This is a genomic window from Caballeronia grimmiae, from assembly GCF_022879615.1.
Classification (GTDB): Bacteria; Pseudomonadota; Gammaproteobacteria; order Burkholderiales; family Burkholderiaceae; genus Caballeronia; species Caballeronia grimmiae.
This window is the reverse complement of sequence record NZ_CP084275.1, coordinates 131,945-144,847: the sequence shown is the minus strand read 5'-3', so window position 1 is coordinate 144,847 and position 12,903 is coordinate 131,945. Positions and strand designations below refer to the sequence as shown.

At 57.6% G+C, this 12,903-nt stretch carries 7 protein-coding genes and 6 pseudogenes; 7 read left to right on the top strand and 6 right to left on the bottom strand.

Annotated features, from left to right (window positions below; translation table 11 throughout):
* Positions 1-86: 86 nt before the first annotated feature.
* From tnpC to LDZ21_RS26960, 4 genes and pseudogenes are all read right to left on the bottom strand, one after another.
* A pseudogene (gene tnpC, locus LDZ21_RS26975) lies at positions 87-1,671 on the bottom strand (IS66 family transposase).
* A 30-nt stretch (positions 1,672-1,701) separates the two neighbouring features.
* Positions 1,702-2,046, bottom strand: coding sequence for an IS66 family insertion sequence element accessory protein TnpB (gene tnpB / locus LDZ21_RS26970; protein ID WP_014194162.1), 345 nt, complete (start codon positions 2,044-2,046; stop codon positions 1,702-1,704).
* Positions 2,043-2,465: an IS66-like element accessory protein TnpA gene (tnpA, locus tag LDZ21_RS26965; protein WP_244797637.1), complete on the bottom strand. Its 423-nt coding sequence runs from the start codon at positions 2,463-2,465 to the stop codon at positions 2,043-2,045. The genes tnpB and tnpA overlap by 4 nt, the downstream gene beginning before the upstream one ends.
* Before the next feature lie 41 nt (positions 2,466-2,506).
* Positions 2,507-3,469: pseudogene (locus LDZ21_RS26960) on the bottom strand (IS3 family transposase); the annotation flags it as partial.
* Between the two features lie 5 nt (positions 3,470-3,474).
* Here LDZ21_RS26960 and LDZ21_RS26955 point away from each other — a divergent pair.
* Positions 3,475-4,524 (top strand): IS110 family RNA-guided transposase, encoded by a 1,050-nt coding sequence (locus tag LDZ21_RS26955; RefSeq protein ID WP_244797636.1) that lies wholly within the window; start codon positions 3,475-3,477, stop codon positions 4,522-4,524.
* Between the two features lie 187 nt (positions 4,525-4,711).
* Here LDZ21_RS26955 and LDZ21_RS26950 read toward each other — a convergent pair whose 3' ends face one another.
* A complete protein-coding gene (locus tag LDZ21_RS26950) occupies positions 4,712-5,242 on the bottom strand; it encodes a helix-turn-helix domain-containing protein (RefSeq protein WP_244797635.1) in 531 nt (176 codons plus the stop codon).
* Positions 5,243-6,215: 973 nt separating this feature from the next.
* Between LDZ21_RS26950 and LDZ21_RS26940 the strand changes: the two are divergent.
* The 6 genes and pseudogenes from LDZ21_RS26940 to LDZ21_RS26920 form a co-directional block, all read left to right on the top strand.
* Positions 6,216-7,084, top strand: a pseudogene (locus tag LDZ21_RS26940) (IS630 family transposase); the annotation flags it as partial.
* Between the two features lie 70 nt (positions 7,085-7,154).
* Positions 7,155-7,430, top strand: a pseudogene (locus tag LDZ21_RS31230) (transposase); the annotation flags it as partial.
* A gap of 92 nt (positions 7,431-7,522) precedes the next feature.
* Positions 7,523-7,891: pseudogene (locus LDZ21_RS26930) on the top strand (hypothetical protein); the annotation flags it as partial.
* Between the two features lie 863 nt (positions 7,892-8,754).
* Positions 8,755-9,501 carry a hypothetical protein gene (locus LDZ21_RS26925; protein WP_244797634.1) on the top strand — a complete coding sequence of 249 codons (747 nt, stop codon included), beginning with the start codon at positions 8,755-8,757 and terminating at the stop codon, positions 9,499-9,501.
* Between the two features lie 148 nt (positions 9,502-9,649).
* Positions 9,650-9,975 (top strand): annotated as a pseudogene (locus tag LDZ21_RS31460) (transposase); the annotation flags it as partial.
* A 1,435-nt stretch (positions 9,976-11,410) separates the two neighbouring features.
* Entirely contained in the window at positions 11,411-11,692 is a 282-nt protein-coding gene (locus tag LDZ21_RS26920; RefSeq protein ID WP_244797633.1) for a hypothetical protein, read from the top strand.
* Positions 11,693-11,999: 307 nt separating this feature from the next.
* Here the strand turns inward: LDZ21_RS26920 and LDZ21_RS26915 are convergent, their stop codons facing one another.
* The gene (locus LDZ21_RS26915; RefSeq protein ID WP_244797632.1) at positions 12,000-12,437 is read right to left on the bottom strand and encodes a hypothetical protein; all 438 of its coding nucleotides are present in this window, start codon (positions 12,435-12,437) and stop codon (positions 12,000-12,002) included.
* Positions 12,438-12,903 lie beyond the last annotated feature (466 nt).

Below are 12,903 nucleotides of genomic sequence, written 5' to 3'. Positions count from 1 at the left end.
AGTATGCGTCGCGCCAGGGCCGTTGAGAATTCTTTGGACAAGCGTTGGAGAATGCGGCAGGCTAAGCCTGCCGCAGACAGAAGGGATCAACCCGATGAAGGTGCAGATGGAAGCAGGTGCTTCGCGACGTTCCAGGGCAACAGTTCGTCGATGCGGTTGGCCTGGTGATCCGCAATGTGCGTAAGGACGTATTCCAGGTAGGCGCGTGGGTTGATGCCATTCAACTTGCACGAGCCGATCAAGCTATACATTGCGGCGGCTCGCTCGCCACCGCTGTCAGAGCCAGCGAACATGAAATTGCGCCGGCCGAGGGCCACGCAGCGCAAAGCATTTTCGGCGAGCACGTTGCTGATCTCCACGCGGCCGTCATCGCAGAACAGTGTGAGCCCGTCCCAGCGGTTCAAAGAGTAGTTGATCGCTTCGACCAGCGGTGCCTTCGGCCAAAGAGTCGCTAGTTTCTCCCTCATTGACGTCTTGAGGGCCGCGAGCAATGGATTGGTCTTTTCTTGCCTGACGCGTCGCCGCTCATCCGGCGGTTTGCCGCGGATATCAGCCTCGATTCCATAAAACTCGCCAATCATGTCGAGCCATTGCTTCGTGGTGTCCGACGGGGCTGTCTCATGGACGTTGAATACGTATCGGCGCGCATGATCCCAGCAAAATGCCAGACGAACTTTGCCGCCTTCGTTCAACTCGTTGAAGCCGGCATAGCCGCCCGCCTGAAGGATGCCTTTGAATCCGGCGAGATGGGTCTGGGGGTGAATGCCCTTGCGGTCCGGCGAGTAAGCGAACCAGACAGAAGCAGGTTCGTTCGAACCTGAGCGGCGATCATCGCGCACGTAGACCCACAATACCGGTTTTGGTTTTCTTGTTCCCAGGCGCGAGCACCGGGATCGGCGTGTCGTCCGCGTGGAGCTTGGCAGTCGCCATTGTGTAGCGACGCAGGGCTTCAGTCAGCAGCCGGCAGAGTTCTTCGCATTGCCCGATCCAACGTGCCATGGTGGCCCGATCGAGACGTACGCCGTCGCGCGCTGCGATCTCGGATTGCCGATAGAGCGGCGTGTGATTTGCATACTTGGCGACGATGTTCTCGGCCAGCAAGCTCGGATGCGCGATGCTGCGCTCGATCGGCAGCCCCGGCATAGGAGGTTGCGCGATATGGCCGCAACCGGTGCAGATCCGCTTGCGACGGATAGTGCGGATGACCTTGAACATTGCCGTGACGCGCGCGAGCTGCTCAGACACATCCTCGCCGAGCAACTCCATGGCGTTGTTGCACTTCGGGCAGATGGAATCGGGCTCAAGCTCGTGCTCTTCGCGTGGCAGATGGGGCGCCAAGGCTTCCTTCGGGGATGCTGCAGATACGCCCGAGCTCGATGCACGAGCGCGCGCACGGCGAACATCGGCGACGCCGCTGCCCGCTGCCAAATCCTCGAGTTGGGTTTCGAGCCGATCGATCTGCCGGTCGAGTTGTTCGGATTTGCGACCGAAGTGCATGCGCCTGAGCTTGTCGATCTGCGCCTTCAGGCGCTCGAGCTCCTGGTCCCGTTCAACAATCTCCCGGTCGCGTTCGGCGATCTCCTGGCGCATCTTTGCCATCGATGCCTGCTGCTCGAGCACCAAGGCGTGGAGCTCGGCAATGGTGTCCGGAAGCGGAGCATGATCGGGCATGCACCGCAGTTTACGAGCCTTCGATGCGGTTTACAACATGGACAATGCGGCCGTGCGACGGGGCTGTCGCCAATCGATGCCTTCCAGCAACATCGACAGCTGCGCCGACGTCAGAAAGATCTTGCCGCCATCCGCCTGGGGCCAAATAAACCGCCCATGCGAAAGCCGCTTCGCGAGAAGCCATAGTCCGTCATCTGTTGCCCATAGAATTTTTACAAGATCGCCGCGACGTCCCCGAAAAATGAACACGTCGCCGCCGAGCGGATTCTCTTCGAGTGCCGATTGCACCTTCGCGGCAAGAGCCGGGAAACCACTACGCATGTCGGTGACGCCTGCGGCGATCCAGATGCGAGTGCCAGGCGGCAGGCCGATCATCGGGACAGCTCCCGGATCAGCAGCCGCAGCATATCCGGCGACACGTTACCGCGAATGCGCAAGCGTGCACGGTCAAATTCGATCTCGCAGGCGTCCTCCGACACGGCTTCGCGGGCCGGCATCGAGGCCTCGGCTTCCGGGACAATGCTGACTGGAAGTAACGATGCAACGTCACCATCGGCTTCCTGTCTGACAGGCCCCAAAGGACGCGGCGCCCCAAATGCACCCTGAAGATACTGGCGACGCCATCTGAACAGCAGGTTGGTGTTTATGTCGTTGCGACGCGCGACCAGCGATACAGACGCCCCGGGCTCGAACGTCTGTTCGACCAGTTGTCGTTTGAATTCGCGCGCAAAGTTGGGGCGCTTGCCCGGTGCCTCGCATTTGCCATCCACAATCTCGGCCACTTTGGTTCCCATCAAAAAACTGAACTGAACCCGAGAAGTTGGACAGTGAACGACTAGGCAGCCTTGGCAAACCGAGCTCGGTACTCCACCGGGCTAAATCCTTGCAACTTGATCTTGATACGGTCGTGATTGTAGTACCTGATATAGCTGTCGATACCGGTTCGTAACTCCTCCACATTGCGGAATTCATTGAGATAGTAGAACTCTGATTTGAGGGTACCGAAGAAGCTTTCAATGGCTGCGTTGTCGAGGCAATTTCCTTTGCGAGACATGCTCTGAACAATTGCGCGCTCTTCGAGGCGACGTCGATATTCGGGCATCCGATACTGCCAGCCCTGATCAGAATGCAGGACTGGTTTATCGCCGGGATTTAACCGGTTGAACGCCTTTCCTAGCATCGCGCTCACCATATTCAACAACGGACGCCTGGCCATCTCATACGAGACGATTTCGCCATTGTAGAGATCCAGGATCGGCGACAGATACAGCTTCTGACCGCCCACGTTGAACTCTGTGACATCCGTCACCCACTTTTCGTTCGGCCGGCTCGCGTCGAATCTTCGCTCAAGTACATTGGGCGCCACGTGACCGAGCTGCCCTTTGTAGGCGCGATACTTTTTCACCCGCACGCAGGATTTCAATTGCAGCTGGAGCATCAATCGTCGGACGGTCTTGTGATTGATCAAGTGACCGTCGCGCCGGATCGCGGCAGTGATCCGCCGATAGCCATACCGTCCCTTATGTAGATCGAACAATGTGTGAATCTTCACTTTCAGATCCGCATACTTGTCGGCCGTCTGCAATGTCTTCTGCTGGTAATAGAAAGTGCTGCGCGCAAGGCCTGCCACCTTCAAGAGGCCTGCGAGCGGATATTGTTGCCTTAGCTCAAGCACGATTTGCGTTCGCTCTCTCGCGCTGACAGCTCGTTCGCTTGAACCAAGGCCTTCAGCTAATAGGATGGTCCGCCCCTCCCGTAGTCGCATAATCAGGGCTGACACGGAAGCTTCCGAGGAGGTGTGTCATGACTCAGCGCGTTACACCTGCCGTGGCCCGTATGGGCATCGACATTGGCAAATCGGCATTCCACGTCGTCGGTCTCGACGCCACTGGGAAGCCGATTTTCAGGGGGCGCTTCACGCGCGAGCGTCTCATTGAATTTCTGACGCGCGCATCGCCCACTATCGTTGGAATGGAGGCCTGTCCCGGCAGTAACTGGCTAGCGAGGAAAGCCACCGTTGCAGGGCATGAGGTCCGGATTGTTCCCGCGCAGTTTGTCAAACCATTCGTCAAGTCGAACAAGACTGATCTTGTCGACGCGGAAGCCATAGCTGAGGCGATTTCGCGTCCCACGATGCGCTTCGTCCAAGCAAAGACCGAAGCACAGCTCGATCTGCAGGCGCTACATCGTGTACGGCAAAGGCTTGTCTACAACAAGACCGCCGTCATTAACCAGACGCGTGCGTTCCTGCTCGAATACGGGCTTACTCTGCCGGCTGGAGCGGCTTACTTCGTCCGCGACATGCCATCGGTTTTGTCAGACGACCAGAACGGGCTTACGCCCGCAATGCGCAGTCTGCTTGACCAACTGTGGCAGGAATACCGTGCCATCGAGGAGCGGCTGCTTCAGCTTCGGCATCAGATCGAATCTATTGCGAGTGCCGACGATGTCGCCACCCGGTTGACGTCTGTGCCCGGCATCGGTCAACTGACAGCGACGGCCATTACCGCGTTTGCGGGCACCGGCACGCAGTTCAAGTCTGGGCGCCATCTGGCTGCATGGCTAGGGCTCGTGCCGCGCGAATTCTCTACAGGCGGCAAACAGCGTCTACTCGGTATCAGCAAACGCGGAAACTCATATTTGCGCAAGTTGCTTGTGCATGGTGCCCGAACGTGCGTCCTGCACCTCGATCGAACCAAAGATCATCTCGGTGTCTGGCTGAACCAGATGGAAGCGAAAGGAATACACCGGAACAAGGTGATCGTGGCGCTGGCCAACAAACTCGCACGCATTGCCTGGGCTGTACTCACACGACACGGCTCACTGTATCTGCGACAACCGCAGCAGCAATAAAAGGCTTTGCAACCCCTTCATAGTTTGCTTGCCTGCACCTGATGACGAAACAGCGCGACGGCGTTCGGTAAACCCGGCTCAAAAAAACCGGCCTCAGAGGCCGACGAAGCTTAGCGGGAACCGGACGCGCATATCCCATCATGGCCTTGCCGTCAAAAGCGGCTGACTCGCGAGAGGCCGGATACATTTACGCAAACTGCTTCGGATGAAAAGTGCCTGCTTGCAAAACCGGGGCGGACCATACATTTTTTAGATATGCGTTCTCCATCCGGAGACAGCACAGCTCGTCCAGCAATTCCTGGCGGCTTCTCGCATCATCGGCTTCCCGCGCTTTGTTTTGTAATGGAGCGTTCTTCATCATCTTCTTGCGACGTCCCCTGGAACCCCACGACAGGGCCTCCGGTCCGCCTTGATTATATTGCTGCTCCCAGCGGCCAATAATGTTGAAACGCCGGATGTTGAACAATGCGGCGGCTTGTCGATGCGACAGCCCCTCGTCACGCGTTCGCTTCAAAACTGCAAGCTTCAATTCGACGCTATAGAACTCCCGCTTCTTCCCGGCTACACCAGCTTCACCGTGTGCGCGATAGCCAGCGATCCATTGGCGCAGCGATGAAACGCCGACGTTATGCCGATGAGCGATAGTCTTCAGACCGGCCTCGCCAGAGCAGTAATCTCTGACTGCCGCAAGCTTGACTTGCTCCGTATATTTTCCCATAAACCCCTCTGGTTGATGTCCAACCTTCGGGGTTCAGTTCAAACATTTGGTGGGAACCAAATTACCCCCGTTCACTGCTGCCCGGAGAACGGCCGACGTGAGACGCATACGGTGCAGAAGCGAACGAGCGCGGTGCTTGCGGTGCCGAGCGCGGTCGTCCCTGCCGAAATAAACTATCTCCTCAACCCCAGTCATCCAGACTTCACGCAAATCGTGCCCGGAGCCCGCGATGAATGGGAAACCGACCGGCGGTTGTTGCGGCGCGCCGCTCGAAAAGACGCATGACAACGTTTCACCGCCCCCGCAATCCGCATTTTGATTTTTGCAACGGGCTTGAGCTGGAGCTTTAGCCGCGTTCGGTCGCCGCCACGAAGGTCCGCCACGGTATCCCTTTGATTTTCGTGCATGGTTCCGGTTAGACGCCCCTAAGCCTGGCGCACCACTCCGTTGCAACCCTAAATAAATTTCGTTTCGAATCAAACGTGTTCTGTTTATCTGTCGGACATCCAAAACGAGCGCAAAGTGGTAGCGGTGCCGTGGTTTGATACGAAGCCTGGTAACATTACGAAATTGCCAGGTGCAAAAGACAATTCCTGGGGCTTTGCCACTGGCCCGGCGTTCGACCGTTGATGAGTGTGATGCCATCGATATTTCGAACGGTTCAGTGTGGATACAAAACGCTTGCTTCACGAGCGGGGGGCTCGGTTGTCATCGCGAAAAATAACTTGCGTCTTCAAGCACTAAGCGGATCCTGTCCAGCGTATCTATAGAAATGAGTGGTGAGTGCAGCTTCTCCCGTACAATCGCAGCGGCTCCAGCTTCGGCTCCCAGATACAAGGCGCTAAGCGGGCCGCTCAGCGCTATTTTCTGAGGTTCGGCTGACGAGGCAGCTCCGTATCCGGTCGCCATCAAGCCGTACGACGTCCCAGACTAGTCCGTTGCGTCATTGAAATAGCACCCGATTTGGTATTCAATGAAACGCATGGAAAAGATGAATTTAAGCGCGCTCGAGCGCGAACAATTGCTGTCAGCAACTCGTAGCCAGACGGTGCGCGCAGCTGACGCCCGGCGCGCTCGGCTGATTCTGATGCTTGACAACGGCGAAACACGCGAGGCGATCATGCAGCGGCTGCAATGTGACTCGCGCTTCATTTCGCGATGGTCGAGTCGGTTCTTGGCCGAGCGGCTGGCAGGCCTGTATGCGCGCCATCCTGGACGAGCTCCCGTGCATCCGCCTGATAAGCTCGAGGCGCGCGTGCTAAAGCTCACGCTCACGCGCCGGCCCTCGGACGGATCCACGCATTGGAGCAGCTATAAGCTTGCTGCGGCATTGGGCGACGTGGGCGCCTCGACGGTACAGCGTATCTGGCGCAAGCATGGCGTGCGCCCTCATCGACTCGATACGCACATGGTCTCGAACGACCCTGACTTCGAGACCAAGGCTGCAGACGTCATAGGCCTCTATCTGAACCCGCCCGCTCATGCGGCGGTGTTCTGTGTGGATGAGAAGACGGCCATTCAGGCCCTGGATCGTAAGGACCGGATGTTGCCGCTGTCGCCAGGCCGAGCCGAGAGCCATGGCTTCGAATACAAACGTAACGGCACGCTGAGCCTGTTCGCTGCGCTCAACACGGCGACCGGGGAAGTCATCGGCAAAACCGCGCCACGGCATACCAGCGAGCAGTTCGTCGCCTTCCTCACCGGCGTGATCGCCAGCCAACGGCCTAAGCAAGAAATTCATGTGATCTGCGACAACGTCAGCAGCCACAAAACCGCACGTGTGCAGGAGTTTCTGCAGCAACACCGCAACGTGCGGTTGCATTCACACCGACGTACACGTCTTGTAAGCGTCATTTGAAGGCCGCATGGACAGAGCTGTTCCCGGTGTCCAAAGTGATGTCCGTTACTTCAAGTGGTGGGGACTACTTTGGACACACGGAATGCGAGACCATCGAACCGCAAGGGGCGACCGAATTATGCACCGGAGTACCGACGGCAAGTTGCAGTGGCGGCGAGCGAGCCGGGTATTTCTGTGGCCAAGCTCGCGCAGGCGCATGGACTGAATCCCAATATGGTGTTCAAGTGGCGCCGGCAACTGCGGGCGGGCCTGTTTGACGGCGTAACACGTGGCACGGCGGTGTTGCTGCCCGTCGCGCTGCCGGATGTACCGACAGACGAGAAGGCCGAACCGGCGTCGCTGGCACTACATCTTGTCGAGCCACGTCGCGAGAGCGTGCCGGCAGCACAGATTGTTGCGCTGCTGCGCACGCTTGTTCAGGCCCGCTCTGGGTCAGCGTGTATGACCGCGCGAACGTGGGCGGCGCGGCCATCGCGGAATGGCTCGATCAGTGGTTGCCGCGCGATGTGGGCGTGTTGCTCCAGGACGGATGCGGCGTGTATGCACGCGAGCCGAAGATTGCGCGGGAATATGCGGATCAGCTTGCGGCGAAGCTCGGGCGCAAGCGCGTGCGGATCATCGCGGAGGCGTTCAGGCCGCAAATGGGCGGCGGTTTCCGCTCGGCGACCGTCGAAGAGCTGAAGCCGCAGATCGATGCGTATCGCGGCTACAAGACGTATCTCTTCGACGGGCCGCATTACGTGTCGGCGGACATCGTGCAAGGCCTGCTCGATGCTTATCGACCGCACTAGCCCGACGCTTATCTGGCCGATGCCGTGTCGATCTTGCGCGCGGAATCCGCGGGCAACACCGAGGTCAGCACGTTCGCCGGCACATGTCGCGCCTCTTCCTATTAAATCCCTCGCGCGGAGCAGAGTGTCAGCGATGAGCGCAGCGCGCAACTGCTGTGTGGCGCGCGAAGCAGTGTTATTCAAAGCCTTCCCTGGCCAGCCGACGAAAAAGCCGTCATAGTCTCCGGTCGTGAGGTAGTGCCGAATCTGGGTCTCAACCCATTCTGCAGAGCCGATCTTCGGAATGGCCATGGAAGGTTCCCAGGTATCCGGGTCGAAGCGGGACCGCAGGCGCTCAGAACCCCAATCCCAATTGCCGGTTGAGCACAAACCAGGGACGCTCGCGTTCAAGGCCGTTCGTGTCAGCGTCGTGACGGACCGATTTTCGTCGCTAACATGATATGTGCAGCTGGTGAACCTGTACTCAGTAAAAAGGTATCAAGACGCGATCGGCGCGTCGGCCGCGTTGTTGATGCAGGTCGCTTGTCGGCCGTAGCCGACCTTGGCCGGTCACCGATTGTGCGGCTGCTGCACGTTCGTTTGCTGTCGTTCGCCGGCCCGCGCTGGAGAACGACACCTCGGCAAGCGCGAATGAGACATCACGACCCACACGGGACGTTCGACGTGTCTGAATGCAGACGCTTGGAAATATGCGAAGTGTTTGACCGGGACGCGGGCCAGCCGAGGCCGATGGCCACTTCCAGCTCAGAGCGAGAGTCGTGACAAGTTTTCCGCACCTATGGCGGGGCTAGGGCGTTCGCCCGCCCCGTCGCTCAGCTTGGGCCGATATAATCTTCGATGGGCAAATCGCGAACAACCTACCAATGACCGAAAAAGTAAAAGATAATCCCGCAGCCCGCCTTTACGAAATCTTGAAAGGGATTCATTCCCTTGCGCCGCAGAGTAATTGCCGTGATCATTGGCGGCAACTGCTTCAGACGGACAAGGAAGACGAGTTGCTTAGTCGCCTCGCTAAACTGTTGTTGCTCGCGGAAGATGTCGTCATTGAAACCAACAGGGTCTTCCCGGCGTACCTCTCCTACATGAAAGGGGTGCAACACCAGCTGATCGACGCCGTGTCCAAGCAAAATCTTAACGGCCAATGGGATACTTTCCTCACGCACGTTCACCCGCAGACGATCACCCATTTGCATTTCATGGTCACGATGCTAAACGAACGTGAGAGCATGCAGGCGCCAAGCGTGACGCTGCGCGATCAGCGGATCTCGTTCGAGGAAGCACGGAAGCAGATCATTGAAGCAGGCGATATTCCAGATGATGTGAAGTTGCAGATGGTTCGCCATTTGAACCTCATAATCGCCAGCATCGATGAATACTTTATCACCGGGATATTTTCACTGATGGACACCCTGAATGGTGCCATTGGGAACGCACTGATTGATCCCGGCTACCGGGATGCCATCAAGGGCACCGAAGCAGGCAACAAGTTCATGAAGGCTGTCTTTAAAGCGGCAGAGGTAGCCGCCGCCGCGGGCAATATAGGTTCGTTTCTTCTCAGCGAGCCGGTTCAAGCACTCGTGAAGTTTATCACCGGCGGCGGGAATAGTTGATTCATCGATCACGGATGCCTGTGGCCATGCCGCCGTGTCAGGCCGAAGCGATTCGCCGAAGAACAGATCATCGGCTCTTGAAAGAATCGGAGGCTGGCCTGAGGCCGGCTGTTTATGGCGGAGTCAACCCCGGTTCATGCAATAGTTTGCTCGTACCGTTCGGCTGGAGACCGGCACCATCATGCGGTTCCCCCGTCCAGGCCAGTTCAGCTCGTACTGCCGCTGCGTCGAAAGCCGGCGCGTGTCGAACGGCAGGACGAAGGGTGAGGGCAACGCGAAGAATGGCAACCGCTATCTCGCCTGGCCTTCATCGAAGCCGCGGCTGCGGCCCTGCGCTGTTGCCCGCAGGCCAGACGCTTCTACGAACGCAAAAAGGCACACGCCTGCGTTCGATCCAGTCTTGGCAACATCTGCGCGACAATAGTCTCATTTAAACTGAGAACGATGTCGACATTAACTGAAGACGAATCTTAGGCACGTAGCGCGGGGTCATCCCATCCGTCAACTCTGTCGACTGATGGCCTGCCGGAAAGTCGACGCAGGCGCATCCTTTCGGCCTTTGCGGACGTTCGACGAACGCCTTCTGAAAGTCGGCAGTTTGGCAGATCGTTGACAGCGACGGCGCCGCGCAGCGAAAGGAGTCCTTCTAACGACAAGGGGTCGAAACTGCGCATCGACGCATGTCAGAAAGTCTTGGGGATAACAAGACATTCTCGAATGTCCAGCGGGTTGTCAGAGCGTCTACACACCAACGAAGACTATTTCTCGCGTCCGGCCTTGCTGCCGGAGCTTGCCATCTCAATCTTCATTGGCCCAAGCCCAACGACCTATTCGCCGGAACGTGGTAAGCCGCTACTTGTCTAATAGGGCGACATAACAGCGGACAGCCTGTTCGACGCCGGAAGTCGCAATGTGATGCGCTAGTGATCCTGAAAGTTTCACGAAAAGTACATCCCGCGCGACAACGTTGTCTGTCCGACGATCATACTCCTCGAGGTTGGCCCTCAATGCAATTGAAAGGGTGATAGCGCCGACCACGTTGTCAATTTTGTTAGTGATCTTCGTTGCCTTCGAGGCTGCCTCGAAACTTGCTCTTACGCGGTCTGAAAAGTACCAAATGAGCCACGGACTACGCGTGGGTTCCGATCTTGAGGCAACCTCAATATCAGGAGTAGCACGCCTTTGAACAATTGATAAGAATGTTGCCTCTTGGAATTTCGAGATTCGCGGCAAGTTAGCTCGGACTTCACCAACATACTTGTTAAGGTCTATTAGCTGCTTCTCGACGCAAGCGTCATTTGGAAGTGCTGGCGAGGAAAAAGCCATAGAGGCGAGAATCAGCAGGGAACGTATACAGGAGATATGCATAATCTTCAATATGCTCCAATGTGTAGTTATTGTTCTGAGTGCCAAGCAGGTGCGAGAGTCGCATCTCTACCGGGGTAGTGCAGTACCCGAACGAACACAGCGGGCCCATCTGTGGATGACGTCGGCATGCGAAAGCCCCACCATTGGTGAACGCGCGATGCACTCCGGTGTTGATGGCGAAGTCCCCAACGACGGCAGCAATGGAAGCTGCGAAGATTCGCGATTGCGAATAGACGAGAACATGAGATTCTACGAGGTGGGAGAGGTGACCTGGAACGACAATGCGGGCAGCCGCTCGAGGACGCCCGTTGCCGCCGTTTTGAGCGCCTTAGTACTACAGCCTTAGCGCCAAGTCCCGAGGGATAGGTTTCCACGATCGGCAAAGCCCCGGTGGACGCAACGCCGCGGTCGCCGATTCGCCCACGCAAGGGGTGATACATAGAGGAAATGCAGTCGCAGCGATTGGTTTGGCACCGTACCTAACGGCGGGCGACAGGCAGCTACACTGTCCATAAAACAAACAACGAAAAGGACGGGAAAAATGAAGACGACAAGAACGGGACTTGCGGTAGCTTTTCTCGTCGCAATGATGCCTGCATACGCTGGCAACTATACGTTGCTGGACATGCAGTCGGGCGAGCTTAACCAATACTCGACGAACGGCAACATGACCACCAACATGAGCACTGGCGACATGTACATGCAAACCGGGAAAAACACGGTAATGGACATGCAGACTGGCGACCTGCACCAAATGATGCGATCGGGGAACCTCGTGACGGACCTTACGACCGGCAACTCGGCATTGGTCACGGGGGAATGAAGGGTCAGCAGACTGAAAAGAGCGCCGATGAGGGCGTCCCCGACCGAAGCGTAACCGCTTGACCGGTCATGCAGGGGGCAAATCCAGGGGCGCGGCTCGTCGCCGTCTCGAAAATGTCGGTCTTGGAGTATTGCTCGAGGTCGTTGGGGGGAGCCACTGGACTGCACGCCGGCGCTGCTGCCGCCGCTGCAGCTCTCAAACGTATAGTCTCCCGCATGTGCGCAGGTATAGACACGCATGGCCGGCAAGGCTACTCGGTGGGGAGGGAAGCCATCACGGTCCAACCGCGCTCGGTTGACGTCGCTCGTCAAGCTCGACGCGGGAATAATCGGAACGCCGATTGCTGCAACACCTCGATCGCTTTGTCAATCGGTTCGATAGCGTCGTGGTAGTTTTTCGAAAGGTGGACGCCGTAGAGCGCCTCGTGTACTTCGTAAATCGCATCGAAGTCTTTTTGCGAAAGCAAAAATCTCGTACTCTCCTTGAGACTTCCTAACCGGAAAGAGGCGTGGTCGTATGCGATCCAATCCTCGTCCCTATCCTCCCGCTCGCGCGGCCTTTCCTTAGGGTTCAAGCTTACAGTAACGGCGGAACTTCGGAGATCAACGAGCACCGTGATCACGTCGCGGTATGCCTGCGCGGTCGTCTCCGGTGCTGTCACGCCGCCTGAATGTCGCATAAAGGCATAGACGCTACCAAGGTAAGCGCCGATTGCCGCGACCACTATCACCGTTAACTCTGACATTTTGGTTCCCTCGTCCGCGACCCCATCGCACTCGGTAGACACTATCGCCGGCAAGTCCGCGGCGCGAAATCGAACGCGCGTACGCCTTGAAGCGGGTCGCCAGAATCGCCGCGATCGCGCGCGCCGCGCGGCGTCCCCTGCCGCCCGTTCAATGCGAGCAGTAAAACATGTCCCTCAAACGGCTGCCGAGAAATGCGCATGTGCTACGGAAGCCCGGACGCGATATTGGCGGAGGTTTTGAGCGCTCGACCGCCAGTACGCGACTAGCGCGGATACGCAGTTTTAGAGGACTTTCAATATTTTTACAATTACTTGGCTTGTGACCGCTGCTCAAGCCGAAGCGCGTCGATGAACGTGAGATGCGACGTGTACTTCCCCGGCCTTCGTAAGATCATGGAGGACAAAGAGTCATCAGATCCAGCAGCCAGTACTGACAAAGGCGACGACGATGACTATTAAGGCGAGG